This is a genomic window from Microbacterium sorbitolivorans (assembly GCF_003327285.1).
GTDB lineage: Bacteria > Actinomycetota > Actinomycetes > Actinomycetales > Microbacteriaceae > Microbacterium > Microbacterium sorbitolivorans.
On the sequence record NZ_KZ848474.1, the window covers coordinates 413,954 to 437,627 of the forward strand.

The following is a 23,674-nucleotide window of genomic DNA, read 5'->3' on the forward strand; positions in this document are numbered from 1 at the left end:
GCACACCGGCGCTACAGCTCCTCCAGCGGCACCGACGGATCCGCGAGCTGCGCCTCATCGATCTCGACGCGTTCACGGATGAGGTGCTGCACCTGCTCGTTGACGTCCCAGACGTTGACGTTCATACCCGCGACGACGCGGCCATCCGCGACCCAGAACGCGATGAATTCGCGGCCCGCACGGTCGCCGCGGATCACCAGGTGCGCGCCCGTCATGAGCGGCGCATATCCGGAGAACTCCATGCCGAGGTCGTACTGATCGGTGAAGAAGTAGGGAACGCCGTCGAGCGTCGCGTCGCCGCCCGTGATCGTCGACGCGGCAATCTTGCCGGTCGCGATCGCGGTCGCCCAGTGCTCCGTCCGGATCCGCTCGCCGAGCACGGGGTGCAGGGCGTTCGCGATGTCGCCGATCGCGAGGATCCCGGGAACCGAGGTGTTCATGCGCTCGTCGACGAGCACGCCGTTGTCGACCGCGAGGCCCGCCTCCTCGGCGAGCGCGGTGTTGAGCTCCGCGCCGATGCCGACGATCACGAGATCGGCGGGGATCGATTCGTCGTCCGTGCGCACCGCGACGACGGATCCGTTCTCACCCGCCTCGACCGCGGTCACGCGGCGCTCGGGCAGAAAGGTGACACCGTGCTCGCGGTGCAGCTCGAGGAACATCTCGCCCATCTCGTCGCCGAGCGCCTTCGCGAGCGGCACGCGATCGGGCGAGACGATCGTCACGTCATTGCCGAGCTCGCGCGCCGCGGCGGCGAGCTCGAGGCCGATCCAGCCGGATCCGATCAGAACCACGCGGCGCCCGCCGCCCAGGAGATCGGCGCGCAGACCGTCGGCGTCGTCAATCGTGCGCAACATGCGCACGCCTGCGGCGTCGGCGCCCGGAACGTCCAGCGGGCGCGGCGATGCTCCGGTCGCGAGGATCAGGCGGTCGAAGCCGAGCTCCGCGCCGCTCTCGAGCGCGACGACGCCGTCGGCGATCCGCACCGCCGGATCCGCGACGTGCAGGGTGACGTCGTGCTCGGCCTCCCAGCCCACGGGGTGCGCGTAGACCTCGTCGAGCCCCTCGGATCCGAGCAGATACCCCTTCGACAGCGGCGGCCGCTGATACGGGCGATGGGTTTCGGCGGTGACGACGTCGATCTGCCCGTCGAAGCCCCGTTCGCGCAGCCCCTCCGCGGCGGTCGCCGCCGCGAGCCCTCCCCCGATGATGATGACACGCATATCCGCACCCTCTTCCCTGATGGACGTGGTTTCACGCTACGCCTGTGCGGGGTGGGTGTCACGGGTGGGTGCGATGAGAATCGAGATCCGCTCCCAGGCCAGCCCTCTCGCCTAGCCACGTTTGATGCCACCTGTTCCTACATCAGACCCCGCCGCGCCTCCACCAAATGCCGCGTCGACCAAGCCACAAAAACCCCATCCCGCTCGATCACCTCGTGCAACTCCCGCAACCGATCGATGTACCCCTCAACGGTGAACCCCGGAACCCACCAGATCACCTTCCGCAGCAGGTACACGACCGCCGCGACATCGTAGATCTCGATCTTCAGTCGGGCGGTCTTGAGGTCGACGATCTCCAGCCCCGCAGCGCGCGCCGCGGCGGCCTCGGCGTCAGGATCCCGGTGGTGCCGCGCCCGCGGCTGCGGGCCGAGGAAGAACTCGATGAGCTCGAACACGCTTGCGGGGCCGACGTGCTGGGCGAAGTACGTGCCGCCCGGGCGTAGCACGCGGGCGATCTCCTCCCACCAGATCGTCGCCGGGTGGCGGCTCGTCACCAGGTCGAATGCCCCGTCCGCGAACGGCAGCGGAGGCTCGTCCGGATCCGCGACGACGACCACGCCCCGCGGGTGCAGGAGGCGGGTCGCCTTCGCGACGTTCGGCGGCCACGACTCGGTGGCGACGGCCGTCGGCGGGAAGGACCTGGCCTCCGCGAGCACCTCCCCGCCGCCCGTCTGGATGTCGAGAGACGCCGTCGCCCGGCCCAGCCGTTCCGAGAGCTGCCGCGCATAGCCCCACGGCGTGCGCTCCTCGGTGGCCCGGCCATCGAGCCACGAGAAGTCCCAGCCCGACACATCGGCGGTCGCGCCCTCGTGGATGAGTTCCTCGAACGTTTTCGTCATCCCTCGATTATGCGGGGGATCACCCGTTGAACTCCGCCGGGTGCGGTCCCGTGCGGCCGTCGCGGTCGAGGCCGTCGATCGCCGCGAGCTCGTCCGCCGTCAGCTCGAAGCCGAAGAGGTCGAGGTTCTCGCGGATCCGCGACGCCGTCACCGACTTCGGGATCACGATGCGCCCCTGCTGCAGGTGCCAGCGCAGCACCACCTGCGCCGGCGTCACGCCGTGCGCCGCGGCGACCGCCGCGATCGCCGGCTCGCCGAGCACGGATCCCTGACCGAGCGGGCTCCACGCCTCCGTCGCGATGCCGCGCGCCCGGTTCGCCGCCTCGATGTCCGCCGCCCGCAGCGCCGGGTGCAGCTCGATCTGGTTCACGGTCGGCACGGATCCGCCGAGCGCGGCGACGCGGTCGAGATGCTCGGGCAGGAAGTTCGATACCCCGATCGAACGCGCGAGACCGAGCTCCCGGATCTCCTCCATGCCCTCCCACGCCGCGAGATACGCGTCGGTCGCGGGGGCCGGCCAGTGGATCAGGTACAGGTCGACGCGCTCGAGACCGAGCCGCTCGAGGCTCGCCTCGAGCGCCGGGCGCACGCCCTCTCGCGAGAGGCCATCGAGCCAGAGCTTCGTCGTGACGAACACGTCGTCGCGGTCGAGGCCCGACTCGGCGATCGCGCGGCCGACACCCGCCTCGTTGCCGTAGATCGCGGCCGTGTCGATCGAGCGATAACCCGCCTCGAGGGCCGTCGCGACCGACGCCTGCGCGCCCTCGTCGGGCACCTGGAAGACGCCGAAGCCGAGCTGCGGCATCGCCGTGCCGTCGTGAAGCGTGATGGTGGGGATGGTTGTCATGAGTGTTTCTCTTTTCTCGTAGGAGGATCAGGCCGCGACCAACTCGCGCGCCTCCCGGGCGAACTCGCCGCCGCGGCCGAAGGCGGCGGCGAGCAGCACCACGAGGCCGAGCGCTGTGATGCCCGCGCCCACCCAGAGCGGCGAGGTGTATCCGAGGCCGGCCGCGAGCGCCAGGCCCGCCGCCCACGCGCCGAACGCGTTGCCGATGTTGAAGGCCGCGATGTTCGTGCCCGACGCGAGCGTCGGCGCCCCGGCGGCGTAGTTCATGATGCGCATCTGCAGACCCGGAACCGTCGCGAAGCCGAATCCGCCCATGAGGGCGAGCGACACGATCGTCGCGACCTGGTTGCCCGCCGTCACGGCGAAGAACACGAGCACGACCGCGAGCACGCCCAGCAGCACCGCGAGGGTCAGGGCGAGGTTGCGGTCGGCCGCGCGGCCGCCGACGAGGTTGCCGATGAACAGGCCCACCCCGAACACGACGAGCAGCCACGGCACCGTCGAAGCGGCGAAGCCCGAGACCTCCGTGAGGGTGAAGGCGATGTAGGTGAAGGCGCCGAACATGCCGCCGTAGCCCAGCACCGTGACGGCCATAGACAGCCACACCTGACCCGAGCGGAACAGCGCGAACTCCGCCAGGATCGACCCGCCCGACGCCGGTGTGCGCTTCACGAGCAGCGCGATCGCGACGAAGGCGACCGCCCCGATCGCGGTGATGAACCAGAACGTCGCGCGCCAGCCCATCGCCTGCCCCACGAAGGTTCCGAAGGGCACGCCCGCGACGTTCGCGATCGTGAGGCCCGCGAACATGATCGAGATCGCCGCCGCGCGGCGGCTCGGATCCACGAGATCGGCGGCGACGACCGCCCCGATACCGAAGAACGCGCCGTGGCAGAGCGCGGCGATGATGCGCCCGATCATCGCGAGCTCGTAGCTGCCGGCGAGCGCCGTGACGAGGTTGCCCGCGATGAAGAGGATCAGCAGGCCGAGCAGCGCCGTGCGCCGCTCGACGCGGCTGAGGGCAACCGTGAGCAGGATGCCGCCGACCGCGACCGCAAGCGCGTAGCCCGAGATGAGGGTGCCGGCGGTGGTGTCGGTGACGCCGAGGTCGGCGGCCACCTCGGGCAGGAGGCCCATGATGACGAACTCCGTGAGTCCGATCCCGAAGCCACCGAGGGCCAGGGCGTAGAGAGCGGCGGGCATGAAGGATCCCTTCGAAAGACGATGCGTTGCCGTGCGTGAACAACTATTGCGTTCGCAATCGTTGCACGTGCAATCAATAATAGTTGCAGACGCGTTCTATCGGCGCAAGTCGGGTATCATGGACACAGGCGACCCGCGCATCGCGGCGCGGCAGAAGGGGGAGCAATGGGCATCTCGGACAACGCGGTGGAGATCCGCGCGCGCGGCTGGCGCACCCTCGTCGCCCTGCACGGCCTCATCGAGACTCGCCTGGAGCGCGCGCTCCAGGCCGAACACGACCTCTCCGTCGTCGAGTTCACGGTGCTCGACGCCCTCAGCCGCCAGGACGGCTGGCACATGCGCATGCAACAGCTCGCCCGCGCCGCCGCCCTGTCATCGAGCGCGACGACCCGACTCGTCTCGCGCCTCGAAGATCGCGGCCTCCTCACGCGGATCCTCTGCGACGACGACCGCCGCGGCATCTACACCGAGCTCACGCAGGATGGCGACGCCCTGCTCGCCCGCGCGCGCCCCACGCACGATGCGACGCTCGAATCGTCGCTCACCGAGGCCGAGGCAGTGCCCGAGCTCCGCGGCCTCGTCGCCGCACTGCACGGCGCCGACATTCCCGCGCCCGCCTGATCGATCGCACCGCGCGACGAACGAACGCGCGTCGTGATCCCGGACGACGGGTCACGACATCAGAGGGATCCGAGCCTCAGATGGAGCAGCGGGTAGGGGCGACCCGCCTCATCGGTCTCGCTGCGGCCGACGACCTCGAATCCGCGGTGGGCGTAAAAGCCCGCAGCCGAGGCGTTCTGTTCGTTGACATCGACCCGGGTGACACCCTGCTCCGCGATCGCGTGCGTGAGAAGCGCGGAGCCGACCCCGGTGCCGCGTTCCGCGGCGTCCACGAACAGCATCTCCAGCGCCCCGTCGAGCACGCCGGAGAACCCCACCGGGCGACCCTCGCGCTCCGCGACCGACAGGAGAACGGCGGGAAAGTAGTCGGACGCGAGCTTGGAGTGAATCTCGTCTCGATCCGCGTCCGACAGGAAGTCGTGCGTCGCGTCCACGGCACTCCGCCAGATCGCCACGAGCGCCGGATACTCCGCCGGGCCGATCGAACGCCGAATGTGCAGAGCAGGCATGACGGGTTCCTTCCGTAGAGCGATCCCTCATCATCCCAGGACGCGCCATCGCTCCCGAATGCGGGGTACCGCCGGATAGTCCACATGACGCGAAAAGGGGCGGCGTGAACAACAGTTCACACCGCCCCCTCGCTTTTCAGGATCAGTACGCGAAGCTGATCTGCCCGCGCTGGAGCGTGGGCTTCTCGATCTCGTCGACGACCGCCGCGCCGAAGTCGGCGCCGCTGATCGCGGAGGTGCCGTCGGCGTCGAAGAGGGCGACCTCGTGCGAGGTGCGGTAGTGACCGAGCTTCTCGCCGGGGGCGTAGGCGCCGAACTCCGCGGCGGGGCTGACGAAGACCCACTCACCGAGCGAGTCGTCGGCAAGCAGGTCGCCCAGGATCGCGTTCATCTCGGTCGCCTCCGCAGCGAACTCCGCGGGGATCTCGCCCGCCTCCGCGAAGCGCGGGGCGCCCTCGGCCGGGCGCAGCGAGCTGAAGCCGCCGATCGCGACGAAGCGCGCACCGGCCTCGGCGGCCGCCTTCGCGAGGGATCCGTATGCGCCGCGAAGCGCGCCCTCGTTGGATCCACGCGGCGAGAGCGCCGCAACCACAACATCGATCCCGGTGAGGTCGGGTACCTGCTCAGTGAGGTCGCCTGTTCGGTAGGTGACGCCGTCGATCTTCTCGGCGGGCTCGTTGCGACTGACGAGGGTGACCTCGTGGCCGCGCGAGACCGCCTCGCTGACGATGTGGGATCCGGCGTAGCCCGTGCCGCCGATGACGAGGATGGATGCCACGATGAGACTCCTTCTTGTGGGGGTTGATGTCCACTAGTTACGATAAGTGACTAGAAACCCTTCGGGAAGTAGGCACTTTTTGGTAACCACATCGACCCTCGTGGGAAATCCCTACCAGCAGGACTGCCCGACCCGGCGGATCCTCGATCGCATCGGCGACAAGTGGACGGTCCTCATCGTCGGCGCGCTCGGCGACGACGCCGTGCGCTTCTCGGAGCTCCGCAGGCGGATCCAGGGCATCTCGCAGAAGATGCTGACGCAAACGCTGCGCAGCCTCGAAGAGGACGGCCTCGTCTCGCGCACCGTGACCGCGCAGGTTCCGATCAAGGTCGAGTACGCGCTCACCGACGTCGGACAGAGCCTCCGCGCCCCACTGAAGGCGCTCGAGGAGTGGTCGATCGAGCACCTCGGCAGCGTGCTCGACGCGCGCATCGCGCACCAGGAGGCTGGCGCGTGACCCGGTAGGGGCGTTATCAGTGCGCGAGAAGCTTGATCGCGATCACAAGCGAGCTCGCGCCGGCCAGCATGACCAGGGCGAGCAACTTCTGCCACCACGCGATGCGGGTGCGCCGCAGCCCGAGCCACCCGATCACGACGAGTGAGGCGACGAGCACGCCCGCGCCCCACAGCAGCGCGGTGTGCACGCTCCACCACTCGAGCCCCGCTCCACCCAGAAGGAGCAACGGGATCACGATCACCGTTACGGTGCCGAGGCTCGTCGACGCCATGTGTTTGAGGGTCTCGCCGCGGGCCAGCTCCGCGTGCACCGCGAGGTGCGCGATGACCTCGGCGACGAACGCGGCGACGACCGTTCCGCCCGTCGTGATCGTCATGCTCAGGGCCGCCGACCCCGCGGTGAGTTGCTCCGGGTGCAGGTTCAGCGTGAGCAGCACGGCCAACACGGCGAAGGTCACGTACACGCGCTCCCGCACGCGCGCGGCAACCGTGTCGATGTCGACGTCCCGATCCGTGATGCGCGACCGGGATCCATGCGATGAACGTGCCATCCTCACATTTTTTCACCTCGAGGACCCGCCTCGAGCCGGTTCCACAGCACGGCCCATTGCTCGCCGCGGAGATCGCGCGGCAGAGCAGCCCGGGAGACGCCCGCCTCGCTCAACGCGCGCTGCGCCGACGAAACGGAGTGCCCGGATCCACGCAGGATCTGCTGCATGCCTCTCCCCCGCCCGCGGAAAACCGCGCCGATGAACGCCTCATACCGGCGCCGGTCGCGCGAGGGGATCAGGGGGCGCGGGCGACGCGCGACCACCAGGATGCCGCCGTCGACGGCGGGCATCGGACGGAAATGCCGAGCCGCTACTCGGCCCTCGAGGCGGAAAGTGAACCACGGTGCGGCCTGGGCGGTCATCATCGTGGCACCGCCGACCCCGGCGCGCTTGCGCGCCACCTCCCATTGCGTCAGCAGCACGGCTTCACTCCAGCTGCCGTGACTCAGCATCCGCCGCAGGATGGGCGTCGTGAGGTGAAACGGGATGTTCCCGACGAGGACGCGACGGTCGAAAGGCTCGCGCAAGGCGTCGCCGACGTGAACGGCCGCTCCGGGCAACCTCGAACGGAGGCGTGCCACGCGACGGGCATCGATGTCGATGGCACGTACATCACGTCCGAGGTGAACGAGGTGTTCGGTGAGGGCGCCATCCCCGGCGCCGATTTCAAGGATGGATCCGTCGGTTCTCGACACCAGTGCGGTCAGGTGCTCGATCGTCGGACGGTGGATGAGGAAGTTCTGGCCGAGTTCGTGACGGCCACCCGTATGGGCGTGGGGTCGCATATGCGCGCTCCGTTCGAAGGAAGGGAGCACCCGTCAGCGGGCGTGCGAGAGCACAGCGGACGCGCTTCCGGGTGCAGGACATCCGGGAACGACGCGCGAGAGCGTTTACATGACCATCAACGCGCCGTCAGGCGCGGCGGTCACGAAAGGTGTAGCAAGGCGCGTCGAACGTCGCGCCTGAAATGATCAAACCCATGGCACACAATGTAGCAAGACCGGGCTCGTAGAGCGAAGGTAGCGACGAACCCGCGTCAGTCGGCGAGCTTCGCCTTCACATACGCGACGATCGCGTTGGCGTGCCCGTGACCCATGCCGTGCTCGGACTTGAGCCAGTCGACGACCTCCATGTGGCGCTGCGAGTCCAGGCGATCCGCAACGAGGTCGAGCCACTCTTGGACGGGTCGGCCGTACGTCTTCTCGATGCTCGGAAAGTACGAGGCCGGGCCCTTGAGCTTCTCGCCGGGCGACGGCGTCGGCGCGGTCACACGGTGTTGTTCGGTCATGGCGTCCATGCTAGTTCTCGTTGCTCCCGCCGCATCCGGAACACGCGTCCTTACGTCTCGGGTACGAGCTCGACGCGCGCACCGGGCCGATGGGGTAGTGTCTCTCTCATGATCACCCGTTGGTATGCGTATTTTGAGTCGGCTCTGGAGGGCCGGCGCTGACGTAGCGCGTACCAACACCTTCAGAGCCGACAAGCCAGAGCATTTGCTCTGGCTTTCGCCGTTTCGGCGGGCTCTGCGTGGGTCCGCTCCCTCATCAGGACAGGATCCCCACCATGAAGACCCTCGATTCCACCTCTGACGTTCACGTCGCGAGCAGCGCCACCCTCCCCTCGCCCGACGAGATCGCGAGCGAGCTGCCCATCGATGACGCGCGCGCCGCCCTCGTCGCCCGCGCCCGCGACGAAGTGCGCGCCATCATGAACGGCGAAGACGACCGCCTGCTCGTCGTCGTCGGCCCCTGCTCGATCCACGATCCCGAGGCCGGCCTCGAATACGCCGAGCGCCTCACCGCCGAGGCCGAGCACCACCGCGACGACCTCCTCATCGTGATGCGCGCCTACTTCGAGAAGCCCCGCACCACCGTCGGCTGGAAGGGCCTCATCAACGACCCGCACCTCGACGGCAGCCACGACATCGAGACCGGCCTGCGCATGGCCCGCGCCTTCCTGCGCGACGTCACCGGCATGGGCATGCCCTGCGCCACCGAGTTCCTCGAGCCGATCAGCCCCCAGTACACCGCCGACCTCATCTCGTGGGGAGCCATCGGCGCCCGCACGACCGAGAGCCAGATCCACCGCCAGCTCGCGAGCGGCCTCTCGATGCCGATCGGCTTCAAGAACGGCACCGACGGCGGGCTGCAGGTCGCGCTCGATGCCGCATCCGCAGCGTCGGCGCCGCAGGCCTTCCTCGGCATCGGATCCGATGGCCGCGCGAGCCTCGTCTCGACGACCGGCAACCCCGACACCTCGATCATCCTGCGCGGCGGCGCCGACGGCCCCAACTTCGACGCCGAGCACGTGCGGCGCGCGTCGGAGCGCCTCGACGCCGCCGGCCGCGGCACCCACCTCGTCGTCGACGCGAGCCACGGCAATAGCGGAAAGGATCACGTGCGCCAGGCCGAGGTCGCCGGCGAGCTCGCCGCCCAGATCGCCGCGGGCTCGCACGCCCTCGCCGGAGTCATGCTCGAGAGCAACCTCGTCGCCGGCGCCCAGAAGCTCGACGTGACCGTCGGCCCCGCCGCTCTCGTGCGCGGGCAGAGCGTGACCGACGCCTGCATGGGCTGGGACGCCTCGGCCACCGCCCTCGAGCAGCTCGCCGCCGCCGTGCGCGCACGGCGGGCGGTCTGACGCGGGCGATCGCCCGAACTGCAGAGGATGGAACTGTGATCAGGTACATGCGATTTCGATGCCCCCGGCCGGGAAATAGCCGCGGGGCACTCGACGCGCGCTGCTAGCGCACTCGGTCTCCGCAGGCGCGGCCGGGGGAATCTCCCACCGACCCGCTTAACTTTCTCACGGAGACCATCGCATGTCGCACGCCGACTACCTGACCCCCGACCTCATCACGCGCGCCCTGACGTTGCGCGACCTCACCGATCCGGCGCAAGGACCCCACGCCATCCAGGTGCTGCTCGACGACATCGTCGGCGCCCTCAGCGCCGAGTGGCGGAGCACCGTCCGCTACGTGCGCGATTCGCCGATCGTGCCGGTGCGCGAGAACTACGATCGGCTCGGCTACGAACCGGGCGACGTCACGCGCGCCCGGCGATACACGCGCTACATCAGCTCGACCGTGATGCTGCGTAGCCACACGAGCGCACAGCTGCCGACGGCGCTCGAGCGCTACGGCGAGCGCACCAACGTCGACGAGCTGATCGTCGCCCCGGGTCTCGTCTATCGGCGCGACGCCGTCGACCGCAGCCACGCCGGCGAGCCGCACCAGGTCGATCTCTGGCGGATCCGCAGCGCACCCGACACCGACGACCGCGACATGCTCGACATGATCGCCCGGCTCGTCGAGACCGTGCTGCCCGGCGCGGAGTGGAAGGTCACCGACGTCGAGCACCCGTACACGGTCGGCGGCCGGCAGATCGACGTGCTCCACGGCGGCGAGTGGCTGGAGCTCGCCGAGTGCGGGCGGATCCACCCCCACGTGCTCCGCGGATCCGGGCTCGATCCCGAACGATGGTCGGGGCTCGCGCTCGGCATGGGGCTCGAGCGCGCGCTCATGCTGCGCAAGGGCATATCCGACATCCGGTACCTGCGCGCCGCGGATCCACGCATCGCGTCGCAGATGCTGACACTGGATCCATGGCAGCACGTGTCGCCGCTGCCGCTCGCACGGCGCGACATCTCAATCGTCGTCGCCGAGGAGGAGGACGAGGAGACTCTCGGCGACCGGGTGCGCGTCGCGCTCGGCGACGACGCCGACGTCGCCGAATCGCTCGACGTGCTGAGCCGCACGGCGCACGACGAACTGCCCGCGGCCGCGCGGATCCGCCTCGGCATCGAAGCGGGGCAGGTGAACCTGCTCGTGCGGATCCTGCTGCGCCCCATCGATCGCACGCTCACCTCGGAACAGGCGAACGCGCTCCACAATCGGATCTACGCGGCGGTGCACGTGGGGCCGGTGATGGAGCTGATCTGAGGGGCACAGTCCAACAATGCAAAGCCCCCGGTCGGCTGGGCCGACCGGGGGAACGGTGGAGCCTAGGAGATTCGAACTCCTGACATCCTGCTTGCAAAGCAGGCGCTCTACCAACTGAGCTAAGGCCCCGCTAGGCACGTGTGCCCAACTCGAACAACCTTACCGGCTGCGCTGAGCGCCCGCAAAATCGGCGAGTCGTGTTCTCAGCGGTCTAACACCGATTCGAAAGACTCCGCGAGCGTCGCCGCCACCGAGGCCGCCTCACGAGGTAATCGTTGATCCTCGCTCCGTCGCGCAGAATCATGAGCTACCGCCTTGCCGATGCCGGCCACGTTGAACTGTTCCTCGGCCGCGGCGGTGGACAGGTCGCTCAGATGTTCTCGGAGGCATCTCGGTCTTCGCCGGAGCCGGGTTCCTCTTCCAGGGCCTCCAGGGAAGTGCAATGATTGCGGGTGCCGCGGGGTACGCGGCGATCGGGGCCGTGTTCTTCCTGGTCTCGGCCATCCGACTGAGCATGATGCTGAAGAAGGAGATCGCATGAGTACCGAGCACGACTACGACCTGATCGTCATCGGCGGTGGCCCCGTCGGCGAGAACGTCGCCGACTACGCCGCCAAGCGCGGCATCCGCGCCGCCATCGTCGAGGAAGACCTCGTCGGCGGCGAGTGCTCCTACTGGGCATGCATGCCCTCGAAGGCCCTCCTCCGTAGCGGATCCGCCCTGCGGGCCGCGCGCCGCGTCGCCGGGTCCCGCGAGGCCGCGGCCGGATCCCTCGACGCCGCCGCCGTCCTCGCCCGCCGCACCAGCTTCACCAGCAATTGGGACGATTCCGGCCAGGCCGACTGGGTCGCCTCCGCCGGAATCGACCTGATCCGCGGCCGCGGGCGGCTCGACGGATCCGGTCGCGTGCGGGTCGGCGACCGCGTCTATACCGCCCGCGCGGTCGCGCTCGCCACCGGATCCGTGCCCGTCCTCCCCGACGTCGACGGCCTCGCGGACGCGGATCCGTGGGGCACCCGCGAGGCGACCTCCGCTGATCACGTGCCGCCGCGCCTCGTCGTGTGGGGCGGCGGGGTCGCCGGATCCGAGCTCGCGCTCGCCTTCGCCTCGCTCGGTTCACGGGTCACCCTGCTCTCGCGCGGCCCCCTCCTCTCGAAGGAGGAGCCCTTCGCCGGCAAGCTCATCGCCGATGCCCTCCGCGCCGAGGGCGTCGACGTGAGGATCGGATCCTCACCCACCCGCGTCGACCGCGCCGGCGACGGCGTCGTGACCGTCGCGCTCGACGACGGATCCGAGCTGCAAGCCGACGAGATCCTCGTCTCGACCGGTCGCCGCCCCCACACGCTCGATCTCGGCCTCGACACCGTCGGCGTGCCCGAGGATTTTGCCGTCGACGACACCCTGCTCGTCGACGGAACCGACTGGCTCTACGCGGTCGGCGACATCAATGGCCACGCGCTCCTCACCCACCAGGGCAAGTACCAGGCGCGCGCCGCCGGCGAGGCGATCGCCGCGCGGCTGAACGGATCCGCGCTCGACGACGCGCCCTGGGGCGCGCACGTCGCGACCGCCGACAACGCGGCCGTCCCGCGCGTCGTGTTCACGGATCCGGAGCTCGCTGCGGTCGGCCTCACCGAGCGCCAGGCGCGCGAATCGGGCCTCGATGTGCGGGCGGTCGAATACGATCTCGGCCGCGTCGCCGGATCCGCGCTGCACGCCGACGACTACTCCGGCCGCGCGAAGCTCGTGATCGACAACGCGAAAAACATCGTCGTCGGAGCGACCTTCGTGGGCCAGGATGCGGCAGAGTTGTTGCATGCGGCCACGATCGCGATCGTCGGCGAGGTGCCGATCGACCGCCTGTGGCACGCGGTGCCCGCCTACCCGACGATGAGCGAGATCTGGCTCAGGCTTCTCGAAGCCGACGGCCGACCCGACTGAGCCACGCGGCGAGCGCGGCCCGAATGGAGACGACATCGATGATCGAATTCGACGCAGTAACAAAGAGGTACGGCGATGGCCGTCCCGCTGTCGAGGATTTCGCGCTTGCCGCTCCGTCGCGCCAGATCACGGTGTTCGTCGGGCCCTCCGGCTGCGGCAAGACGACACTCCTGCGCATGGTCAACCGCATGGTTGCGCCCACCTCGGGCCGCGTGCTCATCGACGGCGACGAGGTCGCCGCGCGCAACCCCGTGCAGTTGCGCCGATCGATCGGATACGTCCTCCAGAACGGCGGGCTCCTTCCCCACCGAACCGTCGCCGAGAACGTCGCAACCGTCGCGGTCCTGAACGGCGAACGGAAGCGCGACGCACTCGCCCGTTCGGGCGAAATGCTCGCGCTCGTGGGCCTGGATCCGGAACTCGGGCGCCGCTACCCCGCCCAGCTCTCGGGCGGGCAGCAGCAGCGCGTCGGCGTCGCGCGGGCGCTCGCGACGGATCCCAACATCCTGCTCATGGACGAGCCCTTTGGCGCCGTCGACCCGCTCGCGCGCCGCGACCTGCAGGAGGAGTTGCTGCGGCTCCAGCGCGAGCTCGGCAAGACGATCCTGTTCGTCACGCACGATATCGACGAGGCGTTCCGTCTCGGCGACAACGTCGTCGTGTTCCGCACGGATCCGGTGCGCGGCGGTCGCATCGCCCAGCACGGATCCCCCGAGGAGATCCTCACCCACCCCGCCGACGATTTCGTGCGCGACTTTATCGGCGGATCCGCGGGCGAGACGCCCCTCTCGACGCGCGATGTCGACGGTCGCCGCATCGTCTTCGACCCGCTCGGGCGACCGCTCGGGGTTATCGACTGATGACCTGGCTGTCGCAGAACTGGCCTCAGGTGCTCTCACTGATCGGCGAGCACCTCGCCCTAAGCCTGCCCGCCATCGCGCTCTCGATCCTCATCGCCGTGCCGCTCGGGCGCTTCGCACAAAGGCGGCCACGGCTCGGCGGATCCCTCACGAGCGCCGCAGCACTGCTCTACGCGATCCCGGCGCTGCCGATGCTGATCGTGATCCCCGTCCTCCTCGGGGTTCCGCTGCGCTCGAGCACGAATATGATCATCACGCTTGCCGTATATGGAACCGCCCTTCTCGTGCGCAGCGTGGTCGATGGATTCCGTTCCGTCGATACGTCCGTGCGCGAATCGGCCACCGCAATCGGATATTCCCCTATCGGCATGTTCTGGCGCGTGGACCTCCCGCTCGCGCTCCCCGTGATCCTCGCCGGCGTGCGAGTCGTGACCGTCTCGACGATCAGTCTCGCGACCATCGGAGCGCTCGTCGGCATCTCGAACCTCGGTAGCCTCCTCACCGATGGCTTCCAGCGCGGCATCACGAGCGAGGTCGCGACCGGCATCCTCGTCACCGCCGCCCTCGCGCTCGCGCTCGACGGGTTGCTCCTGTTGACGGGCCGGGTCCTCGCACCCTGGCGAAGGGCGCGCGCATGAACCTCTTCGCCGACGCCATCGCGTGGCTCGCCGATCCCGGCCACTGGCAGGGGTCTGGCGGGATCCCCATGCGCATCGGGCAGCACCTGCTGCTCACTGCCCTCGCGCTGGCGATCGCCGGCGTCATCGCGCTCCCGACCGGCGCCCTGCTCGGCCGCACGCGATACGGGGGCGCCGTGATCGGGGCGGTGGCCGGATCCGCCCGCGCGCTCTCGACGATCGGTGTGCTCACCATCGTCGGGCTCTGGCTCGGCATCGGCATCGGGCCGCCGCTCGTCGCCCTCGTCATCCTCGCCGTGCCGTCGCTTCTCGCCGGCGCCTATTCGGGGATCCAGAGCGTGCCCGCCGAGACGACCTCGGCGGCGCGCGCGATCGGAATGAGCGGGTCCCAGGTCGTCTGGCGCGTCGAGATCCCGCTCGCACTGCCCGTCATCGTCGGCGGGGCGCGCGCCGCGACGCTACAGGTCGTCGCCACCGCGACCCTCGCCGCCTACACCGCCAACGTCGGCCTCGGCCGATATCTCTTCACCGGGCTCAAGACGCAGGATTACGGGCAGATGCTCGCGGGTTCTCTCCTAGTAATTCTGCTCGCGCTCGCGCTCGAGCTCGTTTTCGCCGCCGTGCAGCGCCTCGCGGCGCGGCACGCCTTTCCTACTGCATCCCCATCGAGAAGGACAGCATCATGATGAATAAGACCCTGCTCCGCGTCGGTTCGACGGTCGGGCTCGCCCTCTTCGGGGCGGGCGCGCTGGTCGCGTGCTCGTCCGCGGATCCGCTGGATAACTCGGGCGGATCGGACGGCGGATCCGCGCTCGTCGTCGGCTCGCAGGACTACTACTCGAACGAGATCATCGCCGAGATCTATGCGCAGGCGCTCGAGGCCGGCGGATACGACGTCGACCGCCAGATGCGCATCGGCCAGCGCGAGGTCTACATGCCCGAGATCGAGGACGGCAAGATCGACGTCTTCCCCGAGTACACCGGCAACCTGCTGCAGTACCTCGACGCCGACGCAACCGCGACCGAGAGTCAGGCCGTGTATGACGCCCTCGCCGAAGCCATGCCCGACGGCGTGCGCGTGCTCGAGCAGTCGTCGGCGAGCGACCAGGATTCGTACGTCGTGACCAAGAGCTTCGCCGACGAGAACGGCCTCACGAGCATCGCCGACCTCGCCGGCATCGACGGCCTGACGCTCGGCGGAAACTCCGAGCTCGAGGTGCGCCCCTACGGCCCCAAGGGCCTGAAGAGCGTCTACGGCGTCGACGTCGCGTTCACCCCGATCGAGGACTCCGGCGGACCCCTCACCGTGAAGGCGCTGCGCGACGACCAGGTGCAGCTCGTCGACCTCTACTCGGCGGATCCGGCGCTCGCGAGCGGCGACCTCGTGACCCTCGAGGATCCCGAGGGCCTGTTCCTCGCCTCGCAGGTCGTTCCCGTGGTGTCCGACGCCGTGGACGACGACGCGGCCGCGATCATCAACAAGGTCTCGGCGGCCCTGACGGCGGAGGACCTCGTGGCCCTCAACGCCCAGTCGGTCGACGACGAGTCGCCCGCGGCCACGATCGCCGAGGGCTGGCTCGCCGACAACGACCTCGGCTAAAACGACTCGAGGGCCCGAGCAATTCGCTCGGGCCCTCGTGGTGGTGGGGCTACCAGGACTTGAACCTGGGACCTCTTCATTATCAGTGAAGCGCTCTAACCGCCTGAGCTATAGCCCCGCATCTGACCTTACGGCCGTCAACCTTTAAAACAATACTCGATCGCCCGGCGGAGCCCAAACCGGCGCCGCACCCCGGGCGCGTCGCGGGGTTGTGGGGTGGGTACGGGGCGTGCGCTGGGCGCGCAGCGCACGCGCAGCGCGTCACGAGAGTCGGATAAATCACGAAACTCGGGGATCCTGGGCGAGACTCTCCGATTCTCGTGATTCTTCCGATCCCCGTGCGCCACGCGCCGGATCCCCGCGCACGAGAGTCGGAGAAATCACGAAACTCGGGGACTCAGTGCGCAAACCTCCGACCCTCGTGATTCTTCCGACTCTGGTGCGCCGCGCGCACGCTCCACGCCGCCAAATCCCCGCGGCCAGAACACTCACGAGACGCGGAGACTCTGGCCGAGATTCGCCGGACCTGGTGCGCCACGAAGGGATCCTGGCACGAAGCTCGGAAGAATCACGAAACTCGGGGATCCTGACCGAATCCCTCCGACTCTCGTGATTTCTCCGAATCCCGTGGCACCCACGCGCCCCCGGGAACCGCCTTCGGCCCCGGATCCGGGCGCACCAATCTCGGAAAAATCACCAGGCTCGGGGATCCTGCCCGAAACCCTCCGACTCTCGTGATTTCTCCGAGTCTCGTGGCGTCAGCGGATCTTGTGGAGACCCTGTGCGACGGCGGTGGCGATCATGTCCTGCACCTCGTGCCAGCGGTTCACGATCTGGATGTAGCTGACGCGGATCACGTGGTAGCCCATGAGCATGAGCTGCGCGTCGTGGCGGTTATCCTCCGTGCGCTGGGCGTCGACGTGATGCCCGCCGTCGATCTGCAGCACGAGGCGATCGCCGATCAGCAGGTCCACGCGGTGCCCCGCGATCGAGATCTGGCGGCGCATCGGCACCCGCAGCCATCGCAGCCGCGGGATGACGACCGTTTCGATTCCCGAATCCGAATACCAGCTCATCTCGTCGAGGATCCGCCGGCCCTGCGGGCCGAAATGGAGCCGATCGAGCGTTTCGTGCACGACGAGTTCCTTGCGCGCCGCTGATTCCCAGACGACGAGCGCCTTCTCGAACGGTTGGCAGGCGGCGACGACGGCGAGGGTGTTGATGATGCCGTCCTCGAGGACATCGGGTGAGCGGTCCATGAGCGGCTTGCTCCAGTGCACGTGCGCTGTCGTCGGGCGATTGAGCCGGCCGTTCGGTGGCGCCGCGACGTGAGGTTCGTCGGTGCCGAAAGTCCACAGGCCGTAGCGCTCTGCCTGCGAAACGCACGTGATCGTCACGCCGATCTGCGCCGCAGCGACGAGCGCCGGATCCGCATCGGGCAGCGCCACCCAGCTGCGCGCAATCCTATCGATGCGCCCCTCCGCGATCGCGCGCCGGATCTCGCTGCGCCGGATTCCTGCGTCGATGAGTGCCGACATGCGAGCGACGCCGCCGTGTGCCCAGAGGTATTCGTACAACTCCATGCAGACACTCTGCGCCGTTGCCCGCACGCGCCTCGCGCCGATCCGCCATTTTGTGGAGAGATCAGCGCATATTCGGCCTGTGTATCGTTCCGCGCGCCCGCGAACCCCGAAAAACCCGGGATCCGCGCCGCCCGCCGGCGCCGGATCCGCCGCCACGAGACTCGGAAGAATCACGCCCCTCGGGGATCCTGCCCCAAAGCCTCCGATTCTCGTGATTTTTCCGACATCCGGGGCGCCCGCGGCGTGTACGCCCGCCCACCAAACTCGGAAGAATCACGAAAATCGGAGCCCCTGCCCCAAGACCTCCGACTCCCGTGATTTTTCCGATACTCGTGCCACCCTGCGGCCTCCGCCGCATGGGCCGCGCGCCCGCCGGATCCGTCATCGGCGCCGCGCGCAGCGCCGGATCCGCCACGAGACTCGGAAGAATCACGAGACTCGGGGATCCTCAGCGCAAAGGTCCGATACTCGTGATTTCTCCGATATTCGTACCGCCCGCCCTCATATACGAACGGACGCGACTCCGAGAGCTGCACCCCGGATCCGCGCCCACCGACGCCGGATCCGCCGCCACCAAACTCGGAAGAATCACGAGACTCGGGGATCCTGTGCCAAAACCTCCGATTCCCGTGATTTCTCCGACATCCGGGCGCCCGCGGCGCCCGCGGCTAGCCGCGCTGCCGGCGGAACAGAGCACCAGCCTCGGAGAAATCACGAGACTCGGGGATCCTGCCCGAAAGCCTCCGAGCCTCGTGATTTCTCCGACATTCAGGGCCGCCGCGCAGCCCCGCCCCGACACCGAACTCGGAAGAATCACCAAACTCGGAAGCCCCAGCCCAAACCCTCCGACTCCCGTGATTTCTCCGACATCCGTGCACACAAGAGCAAAAGCAAAACGCCCCGAACCCACAGGGTCCGGGGCGCCGCGCTCAGGCTTAGTTAGACGTCAGCCCCACGAGCAGGCCGCCCGTGATCTTGACGCACATGTTGTAGATTCCGGCCGAGATGGCACCCATGACCGTCACCACGATGAGGTTCAGGATCGCGACGACCGAGCCGAACGCGAAGACCTGCGGCAGGCCCACGGTCGCGGCGATCGAGAAGCGTCCGCCGCTGAAGCTGCCGATGAACTCGTCGACCTGGGCGATGAGGCCCGTCGACTCGATCACGAGGAACAGCAGCACGAAGAACACGAGCGTGACGATCGCGATCGCGATGGCGACCAGGAACGACAGCTTGACCGCCGACCAGAAGTCGATGTACACCAGACGCAGCCGCACCTGCTTCGAGGAGCTCTTCTGCGGGGACTTCTTCGCCAGCTTGTCAGCTACCGTGCTCATTCGCCACCTTCAGGGGTTTCGGTTTCTTCTGCCTCGTCCTCACCCAGGCCACGCTCGCTGTTGCGAGCGATCGTGAGGATCTGGTCGCCCTTGTCGGGACGGGCGAACACGACTCCCATCGTGTCACGTCCCTTCGCGGGCACCTCGGCAACGGCCGAGCGTACCACCTTGCCCTTGGCGAGAACGACGAGAACCTCGTCGTCTTCCTCCACGATCAGGCCTCCGGCGAGCTCGCCGCGGTCGTCGTGGAGCTTGGCGACCTTAATACCCAGGCCGCCGCGGCCCTGCTGGCGGTACTCCTCGATGGCCGTGCGCTTGGCCCAGCCGCCGTCAGTCACGGTGAATACGAAGGTTCCGGGGCGCGCGACCGAGGCCGAGAGCAGCTCGTCGCCCTCGCGGAACGACATGCCCTTCACGCCCGACGTCGAGCGTCCGAGCGGGCGCAGCGAGTCGTCCGACGCCGGGAACTGCAGCGACATGCCCTTGCGGCTGATGAGCAGCAGGTGGTCGTCGCCGTTCACGAGCATCGCGTCGACGAGCTCGTCGCCCTCGCGCAGGTTGATCGCGATGATGCCGCCCTGGCGGTTCGAGTCGTACTCGCTGAGGCGCGTCTTCTTGACGAGGCCGTTGCGGGTCGCGAGCACGAGGTACTCGGTGTCTTCGTACGTCTTGAGCTCGATGACCTCGGCGATCTGCTCCTCGGGCTGCAGCGCGAGCAGGTTCGCCACGTGCAGGCCCTTCGCGTCGCGGCCGGCCTCGGGAAGCTCGTACGCCTTCACCCGGTACACGCGGCCCGCGGTCGTGAAGAAGAGGATCCAGTGGTGCGTCGTCGTGACGAAGAAGTGCTCGACGACATCGTCGGCGCGCAGCTGCGCGCCCTTGATGCCCTTGCCGCCGCGGTGCTGGCTGCGGTACAGGTCGCTGCGCGTGCGCTTGACGTAGCCCTCGCGCGTGATCGTGACGACGACCTCTTCCTGCGCGATGAGGTCTTCCATCGAGACGTCGCCGTCGAAGCCGTGCACGATCTGGGTGCGGCGGTCGTCGCCGTACTTGTCGACGATCGCGGTCAGCTCGGTCTTGACGATGTCGCGCTGGCGCGGCTCGCTCGCGATGATGTCCTTGAAGTCGGCGATCTTCGCCTCGAGCTCGTTGGCCTCGTCGATGATCTTCTGGCGCTCCAGGGCCGCGAGGCGGCGCAGCTGCATCGACAGGATCGCGTCGGCCTGGATGTCGTCGATCTCGAGCAGGTCCTTCAGGCCCTCGCGCGCCTCGTCGACCGTGGGCGAGCGGCGGATCAGCGCGATGACCTCGTCGAGCGCGTCGAGCGCCTTGAGGTATCCGCGCAGGATGTGCATGCGCTCTTCGGCCTTGCGCAGGCGGAACTGCGTGCGGCGGACGATGACCTCGAGCTGGTGGGCGATCCACAGCGTGATGAAGCGGTCGAGCGGCAGCGTGCGCGGCACGCCGTCGACGATCGCGAGCATGTTGGCCGAGAAGTTCGACTGCAGGTCGGTGTGCTTGTAGAGGTTGTTGAGCACGACCTTCGCGACGGCGTCGCGCTTCAGCACGACCACGAGTCGCTGGCCGGTGCGGCCCGACGTCTCGTCGCGAATGTCGGCGATGCCCTGCACGCGTCCGTCGCGCGCGAGCTCCGAGATCTTCACCGCGAGGTTGTCGGGGTTGACCTGGTACGGCAGCTCGGTCACGACGAGGCAGGTGCGGCCCTGGATCTCTTCGACGTTGACGACCGCGCGCATCGGGATGGATCCGCGACCCGTGCGGTACGCCTCCTGGATCCCCTTGTTGCCGAGGATCAGCGCCTTCGTCGGGAAATCGGGGCCCGGGATCCGCTGCATGAGGCCCGCGAGGATCTCCTCGCGCGGCATCTCGGGGTTGTCGAGCGCCCAGAGGGCGCCGTCGGCGACCTCGCGCAGGTTGTGCGGCGGGATGTTCGTCGCCATACCGACCGCGATACCGACGGATCCGTTGACCAGCAGGTTCGGGATCCGCGCCGGCAGTACGGTGGGCTCCTTCGTGCGGCCGTCGTAGTTGTCCTCGAAGTCGACGGTGTCTTCTTCGATGTCGCGCACCATCTCGAGCGCGAGCGGGGCCATCTTCGTCTCGGTGTAACGCGGGGCGGCGGCGCCCTGGTTACCCGGGGTGCCGAAGTTACCCTGGCCGAGCGCCATCGGGTAGCGCATGGCCCACGGCTGCACGAGGCGCACGAGGGTGTCGTAGATCGCGCTGTCGCCGTGCGGGTGGTACTGACCCATTACGTCGCCGACGACGCGGGCGCACTTCGAGAACGACTTGTCGGGGCGGTAGCCGCCGTCGTACATCGCGTAGATCACGCGTCGGTGCACGGGCTTCAGGCCGTCGCGCACGTCGGGGAGCGCGCGACCTATGATCACGCTCATCGCGTAGTCGAGGTAACTACGCTTCATCTCCTCCTGCAGATCGATCTGGTCGATCCGGCCGTGGTTGTGGTTTTCGTTGACGTCGGGACGTTCTTCGTCAGTCATGTCTGTATCTCTCTATCCGCGCTCGATCAGATGTCGAGGAAGCGGACGTCCTTCGCGTTGCGCTGGATGAAGTTACGGCGCGACTCGACGTCGTCGCCCATGAGAACGGCGAAGATCTCGTCGGCCGCGGCCGCGTCGTCGATCGTCACCTGCTGGAGGGTGCGCGTCTCGGGGTTCATCGTGGTGTCCCACAGCTCCTCGGCATTCATCTCGCCGAGACCCTTGTAGCGCTGCACGCCGCCCTCGGTGCTCTTCGGCAGGCGCCAGCCGCGCTCGCGGCCCAATTCCAGTGCTTCGTCGCGCTCGCGGTCCGAGTACACGTACTGGTGGTCGGCGTTCGTCCACTTGAGGCGGTACAGCGGCGGCATCGCGAGGAACACGTAGCCGGCCTCGATGAGCCCGCGCATGTAGCGGAACAGCAGCGTGAGCAGCAGCGTCGTGATGTGCTGACCGTCGACGTCGGCGTCGGTCATGAGCACGATCTTGTGATAGCGCGCCTTCTCGATGTCGAACTCCGGGCCGATGCCCGGGCCGAAGGCCTGGATCATCGCCTGGATCTCCTTGTTGCCGAGCGCCTTGTCGATGCGCGCGCGCTCGACGTTCAGCACCTTGCCGCGCAGCGACAGGATCGCCTGCGTCAGCGGGTTGCGGCCGTCGACCGCGGATCCGCCTGCTGAGTCACCCTCGACGAGGAAGATCTCCGAGATCGACGGATCCTTGCTCGTGCAGTCCTTCAGCTTGTCGGGCATCGCGGCGGACTCGAAGACGCTCTTGCGGCGCGCCGTCTCGCGCGCCTTACGGGCGGCCATGCGCGCCGAGGCCGCGTCGATCGCCTTCCGGATGATCGTCTTCGCCTGCTGCGGGTTGCGCTCGAACCAGTCGCCGAGTTCGTCGGTGACGATGCGCTGCACGAAGCCCTTGGCCTCGGTGTTGCCGAGCTTGGTCTTCGTCTGGCCCTCGAACTGCGGCTCGCCGAGTTTGACCGAGACGACGGCCGTGAGGCCCTCGCGCACGTCGTCGCCCGTGAGGTTGTCGTCCTTCTCCTTGAGGAGGTTATTGGCGCGCGCGTATCGGTTGATGAGGCTCGTCAGCGCGGCGCGGAAGCCCTCCTCGTGCGTGCCACCCTCGTGGGTGTTGATCGTGTTCGCGTAGGTGAAGACGTTGTCGTTGTACGACGTCGTCCACTGCATCGCGACCTCGGCCGAGATCTTGCGGTCGGTGTCCTCCGACTCGAAGCTGATGATCTCTTCGTGCACGCGCTCGGCCTTGCGGGCGTTGTTGAGGTAGTCGACGTAATCCATGAGGCCGTTCTCATAGTGGAACACGTCGTGGCGCTGCTGCGTCTCGGGCTCGCCCTCGGCGTTGTCGACCTCTTCGGTCGCGCCGTCGCGCTCGTCGTAGAGCTCGATCTTCAGGCCCTTGTTGAGGAAGGCCATCTGCTGGAAGCGCGTGCGCAGCACCTCGTAGTCAAACTCGACCGTCTCGGTGAAAATCGAGGCGTCGGGCCAGAAGGTGATGGTCGTGCCGGTCTCTTCGGTCGCCTCGCCCTTCGCGATGGTTCCCTCGGGGTGACCGCCGCCCGAGAAGGCCTGCGACCAGACGTATCCGTCGCGCTTGACGACGGCATCGAGCCGCGTCGAGAGCGCGTTCACGACCGACGAACCGACGCCGTGCAGACCACCCGACACCGCGTATCCGCCGCCGCCAAACTTACCGCCGGCGTGCAGCACCGTGAGCACAACCTCGAGCGTCGGCTTGCCCTCGGTCTTGTGGATCGCGACCGGGATGCCGCGGCCGTTGTCGACGCATCGCACGCCGCCGTCGGCGAGCAGGGTCACCGTGATGGTGTCGCAGTAGCCGGCGAGCGCCTCGTCGACGGAGTTGTCGACGATCTCGTAGACGAGGTGGTGCAGACCGCGCGGACCCGTGGATCCGATGTACATGCCGGGGCGCTTGCGCACCGCCTCGAGACCCTCAAGAACCTGAATGGCATCGGCGCTATATTCGCCTTCAACCCTGTGGGAGCCACCGGATGCCTCTTCGACGCCGATTTCGGGCTCGTTCTGAGGGGTCTCGCTGGTCATAGAGGGGTCGCTCCTTCACGTCTGGACAGACTCCCTTAGTCTACCCTCTGCAGGCGAGAAAACCGGCGTAGACGGCCCGTTA

Annotated in this window: 22 protein-coding genes and 2 tRNA genes; 9 read left to right on the forward strand and 15 right to left on the reverse strand. The window is 68.2% G+C overall.

Translation table 11 applies throughout. The features are described 5' to 3' along the window. Positions 1 to 11: 11 nt before the first annotated feature. From DTO57_RS07645 to DTO57_RS07660, 4 genes are all read right to left on the reverse strand, one after another. Entirely contained in the window at positions 12 to 1,223 is a 1,212-nt protein-coding gene (locus DTO57_RS07645) for an NAD(P)/FAD-dependent oxidoreductase (protein WP_114117621.1), read from the reverse strand. A gap of 137 nt (positions 1,224 to 1,360) precedes the next feature. Further along, positions 1,361 to 2,122: a class I SAM-dependent methyltransferase gene (locus tag DTO57_RS07650; protein WP_114117622.1), complete on the reverse strand. Its 762-nt coding sequence runs from the start codon at positions 2,120 to 2,122 to the stop codon at positions 1,361 to 1,363. Positions 2,123 to 2,141: 19 nt separating this feature from the next. Next, the gene (locus DTO57_RS07655) at positions 2,142 to 2,969 is read right to left on the reverse strand and encodes an aldo/keto reductase (protein ID WP_114117623.1); all 828 of its coding nucleotides are present in this window, start codon (positions 2,967 to 2,969) and stop codon (positions 2,142 to 2,144) included. 27 nt (positions 2,970 to 2,996) lie between these two features. Continuing rightward, complete coding sequence (locus tag DTO57_RS07660) at positions 2,997 to 4,172, reverse strand: MFS transporter (protein ID WP_114117624.1); 1,176 nt, start codon at positions 4,170 to 4,172, stop codon at positions 2,997 to 2,999. Positions 4,173 to 4,337: 165 nt separating this feature from the next. On the opposite strand from DTO57_RS07660, the gene DTO57_RS07665 reads away from it, so the two are divergent. Continuing rightward, the gene (locus DTO57_RS07665; protein ID WP_114117625.1) at positions 4,338 to 4,793 is read left to right on the forward strand and encodes a MarR family winged helix-turn-helix transcriptional regulator; all 456 of its coding nucleotides are present in this window, start codon (positions 4,338 to 4,340) and stop codon (positions 4,791 to 4,793) included. A 59-nt stretch (positions 4,794 to 4,852) separates the two neighbouring features. Here DTO57_RS07665 and DTO57_RS07670 read toward each other — a convergent pair whose 3' ends face one another. Both DTO57_RS07670 and DTO57_RS07675 read right to left on the reverse strand, forming a co-directional pair. Then, positions 4,853 to 5,302 (reverse strand): acetyltransferase, encoded by a 450-nt coding sequence (locus tag DTO57_RS07670; RefSeq protein ID WP_114117626.1) that lies wholly within the window; start codon positions 5,300 to 5,302, stop codon positions 4,853 to 4,855. A 142-nt stretch (positions 5,303 to 5,444) separates the two neighbouring features. Next, entirely contained in the window at positions 5,445 to 6,080 is a 636-nt protein-coding gene (locus DTO57_RS07675; RefSeq protein WP_114117627.1) for an NAD(P)-dependent oxidoreductase, read from the reverse strand. 79 nt (positions 6,081 to 6,159) lie between these two features. On the opposite strand from DTO57_RS07675, the gene DTO57_RS07680 reads away from it, so the two are divergent. Beyond that, a complete protein-coding gene (locus DTO57_RS07680) occupies positions 6,160 to 6,537 on the forward strand; it encodes a winged helix-turn-helix transcriptional regulator (protein WP_114117628.1) in 378 nt (125 codons plus the stop codon). Between the two features lie 16 nt (positions 6,538 to 6,553). Here the strand turns inward: DTO57_RS07680 and DTO57_RS07685 are convergent, their stop codons facing one another. The 3 genes from DTO57_RS07685 to DTO57_RS07695 form a co-directional block, all read right to left on the reverse strand. Further along, entirely contained in the window at positions 6,554 to 7,087 is a 534-nt protein-coding gene (locus DTO57_RS07685; RefSeq protein WP_114117629.1) for a hypothetical protein, read from the reverse strand. A 2-nt stretch (positions 7,088 to 7,089) separates the two neighbouring features. Beyond that, on the reverse strand, positions 7,090 to 7,872 hold the full coding sequence (gene erm / locus DTO57_RS07690; protein WP_114117630.1) for a 23S ribosomal RNA methyltransferase Erm: 783 nt from the start codon (positions 7,870 to 7,872) through the stop codon (positions 7,090 to 7,092). A gap of 251 nt (positions 7,873 to 8,123) precedes the next feature. After that, a complete protein-coding gene (locus DTO57_RS07695; protein ID WP_114117869.1) occupies positions 8,124 to 8,375 on the reverse strand; it encodes a DUF4287 domain-containing protein in 252 nt (83 codons plus the stop codon). 275 nt (positions 8,376 to 8,650) lie between these two features. Between DTO57_RS07695 and DTO57_RS07700 the strand changes: the two genes are divergently transcribed. Continuing rightward, positions 8,651 to 9,724, forward strand: a complete 1,074-nt coding sequence (locus DTO57_RS07700; protein WP_114117631.1) for a 3-deoxy-7-phosphoheptulonate synthase — start codon at positions 8,651 to 8,653, stop codon at positions 9,722 to 9,724. A gap of 181 nt (positions 9,725 to 9,905) precedes the next feature. Beyond that, the gene (gene srmL, locus DTO57_RS07705; protein ID WP_114117632.1) at positions 9,906 to 11,024 is read left to right on the forward strand and encodes a PheS-related mystery ligase SrmL; all 1,119 of its coding nucleotides are present in this window, start codon (positions 9,906 to 9,908) and stop codon (positions 11,022 to 11,024) included. Between the two features lie 56 nt (positions 11,025 to 11,080). Here the strand turns inward: srmL and DTO57_RS07710 are convergent. Beyond that, positions 11,081 to 11,153, reverse strand: a tRNA-Ala gene (locus DTO57_RS07710). Positions 11,154 to 11,561: 408 nt separating this feature from the next. On the opposite strand from DTO57_RS07710, the gene DTO57_RS07715 reads away from it, so the two are divergent. From DTO57_RS07715 to DTO57_RS07735, 5 genes are read left to right on the forward strand one after another with little or no spacing between them, the layout of a single operon-like run. Continuing rightward, positions 11,562 to 12,965, forward strand: a complete 1,404-nt coding sequence (locus DTO57_RS07715) for a dihydrolipoyl dehydrogenase family protein (protein WP_114117633.1) — start codon at positions 11,562 to 11,564, stop codon at positions 12,963 to 12,965. 38 nt (positions 12,966 to 13,003) lie between these two features. Then, entirely contained in the window at positions 13,004 to 13,825 is an 822-nt protein-coding gene (locus tag DTO57_RS07720; RefSeq protein ID WP_114117870.1) for an ABC transporter ATP-binding protein, read from the forward strand. Further along, positions 13,825 to 14,463 carry an ABC transporter permease gene (locus DTO57_RS07725; protein ID WP_114117634.1) on the forward strand — a complete coding sequence of 213 codons (639 nt, stop codon included), beginning with the start codon at positions 13,825 to 13,827 and terminating at the stop codon, positions 14,461 to 14,463. Before DTO57_RS07720 ends, DTO57_RS07725 begins: the two co-directional genes overlap by 1 nt. After that, positions 14,460 to 15,149: an ABC transporter permease gene (locus DTO57_RS07730; protein WP_114117635.1), complete on the forward strand. Its 690-nt coding sequence runs from the start codon at positions 14,460 to 14,462 to the stop codon at positions 15,147 to 15,149. The genes DTO57_RS07725 and DTO57_RS07730 overlap by 4 nt, the downstream gene beginning before the upstream one ends. Beyond that, positions 15,149 to 16,063 (forward strand): ABC transporter substrate-binding protein, encoded by a 915-nt coding sequence (locus DTO57_RS07735; RefSeq protein ID WP_114117871.1) that lies wholly within the window; start codon positions 15,149 to 15,151, stop codon positions 16,061 to 16,063. Before DTO57_RS07730 ends, DTO57_RS07735 begins: the two co-directional genes overlap by 1 nt. A gap of 41 nt (positions 16,064 to 16,104) precedes the next feature. Here the strand turns inward: DTO57_RS07735 and DTO57_RS07740 are convergent. The 5 genes from DTO57_RS07740 to gyrB form a co-directional block, all read right to left on the reverse strand. Next, positions 16,105 to 16,181, reverse strand: a tRNA-Ile gene (locus DTO57_RS07740). A 640-nt stretch (positions 16,182 to 16,821) separates the two neighbouring features. Then, a complete protein-coding gene (locus tag DTO57_RS07745; protein WP_114117636.1) occupies positions 16,822 to 17,646 on the reverse strand; it encodes a type IV toxin-antitoxin system AbiEi family antitoxin domain-containing protein in 825 nt (274 codons plus the stop codon). A gap of 935 nt (positions 17,647 to 18,581) precedes the next feature. Beyond that, positions 18,582 to 18,986 (reverse strand): DUF3566 domain-containing protein, encoded by a 405-nt coding sequence (locus tag DTO57_RS07750; protein ID WP_114117637.1) that lies wholly within the window; start codon positions 18,984 to 18,986, stop codon positions 18,582 to 18,584. Next, positions 18,983 to 21,508, reverse strand: a complete 2,526-nt coding sequence (gyrA, locus tag DTO57_RS07755; protein ID WP_114117638.1) for a DNA gyrase subunit A — start codon at positions 21,506 to 21,508, stop codon at positions 18,983 to 18,985. The genes DTO57_RS07750 and gyrA overlap by 4 nt, the downstream gene beginning before the upstream one ends. Before the next feature lie 26 nt (positions 21,509 to 21,534). Next, a complete protein-coding gene (gene gyrB / locus DTO57_RS07760; RefSeq protein WP_114117639.1) occupies positions 21,535 to 23,592 on the reverse strand; it encodes a DNA topoisomerase (ATP-hydrolyzing) subunit B in 2,058 nt (685 codons plus the stop codon). Positions 23,593 to 23,674: the final 82 nt, after the last annotated feature.

Excerpts from the sequence above, each read along its gene's own strand:
- srmL (WP_114117632.1), top strand. The coding sequence starts at position 9,906 with ATGTCGCACGCCGACTACCTGACCCCCGACCTCATCACGCGCGCCCTG.
- DTO57_RS07645 (WP_114117621.1), bottom strand. The coding sequence starts at position 1,223 with ATGCGTGTCATCATCATCGGGGGAGGGCTCGCGGCGGCGACCGCCGCG.
- DTO57_RS07750 (WP_114117637.1), bottom strand. The coding sequence starts at position 18,986 with ATGAGCACGGTAGCTGACAAGCTGGCGAAGAAGTCCCCGCAGAAGAGC.
- DTO57_RS07730 (WP_114117635.1), top strand. The coding sequence starts at position 14,460 with ATGAACCTCTTCGCCGACGCCATCGCGTGGCTCGCCGATCCCGGCCAC.
- DTO57_RS07725 (WP_114117634.1), top strand. The coding sequence starts at position 13,825 with ATGACCTGGCTGTCGCAGAACTGGCCTCAGGTGCTCTCACTGATCGGC.
- DTO57_RS07695 (WP_114117869.1), bottom strand. The coding sequence starts at position 8,375 with ATGACCGAACAACACCGTGTGACCGCGCCGACGCCGTCGCCCGGCGAG.
- gyrA (WP_114117638.1), bottom strand. The coding sequence starts at position 21,508 with ATGACTGACGAAGAACGTCCCGACGTCAACGAAAACCACAACCACGGC.
- DTO57_RS07665 (WP_114117625.1), top strand. The coding sequence starts at position 4,338 with ATGGGCATCTCGGACAACGCGGTGGAGATCCGCGCGCGCGGCTGGCGC.
- erm (WP_114117630.1), bottom strand. The coding sequence starts at position 7,872 with ATGCGACCCCACGCCCATACGGGTGGCCGTCACGAACTCGGCCAGAAC.
- DTO57_RS07700 (WP_114117631.1), top strand. The coding sequence starts at position 8,651 with ATGAAGACCCTCGATTCCACCTCTGACGTTCACGTCGCGAGCAGCGCC.
- DTO57_RS07650 (WP_114117622.1), bottom strand. The coding sequence starts at position 2,122 with ATGACGAAAACGTTCGAGGAACTCATCCACGAGGGCGCGACCGCCGAT.
- DTO57_RS07735 (WP_114117871.1), top strand. The coding sequence starts at position 15,149 with ATGAATAAGACCCTGCTCCGCGTCGGTTCGACGGTCGGGCTCGCCCTC.
- DTO57_RS07655 (WP_114117623.1), bottom strand. The coding sequence starts at position 2,969 with ATGACAACCATCCCCACCATCACGCTTCACGACGGCACGGCGATGCCG.
- DTO57_RS07685 (WP_114117629.1), bottom strand. The coding sequence starts at position 7,087 with ATGGCACGTTCATCGCATGGATCCCGGTCGCGCATCACGGATCGGGAC.
- DTO57_RS07670 (WP_114117626.1), bottom strand. The coding sequence starts at position 5,302 with ATGCCTGCTCTGCACATTCGGCGTTCGATCGGCCCGGCGGAGTATCCG.
- DTO57_RS07715 (WP_114117633.1), top strand. The coding sequence starts at position 11,562 with ATGAGTACCGAGCACGACTACGACCTGATCGTCATCGGCGGTGGCCCC.
- DTO57_RS07745 (WP_114117636.1), bottom strand. The coding sequence starts at position 17,646 with ATGGAGTTGTACGAATACCTCTGGGCACACGGCGGCGTCGCTCGCATG.
- gyrB (WP_114117639.1), bottom strand. The coding sequence starts at position 23,592 with ATGACCAGCGAGACCCCTCAGAACGAGCCCGAAATCGGCGTCGAAGAG.
- DTO57_RS07660 (WP_114117624.1), bottom strand. The coding sequence starts at position 4,172 with ATGCCCGCCGCTCTCTACGCCCTGGCCCTCGGTGGCTTCGGGATCGGA.
- DTO57_RS07720 (WP_114117870.1), top strand. The coding sequence starts at position 13,004 with ATGATCGAATTCGACGCAGTAACAAAGAGGTACGGCGATGGCCGTCCC.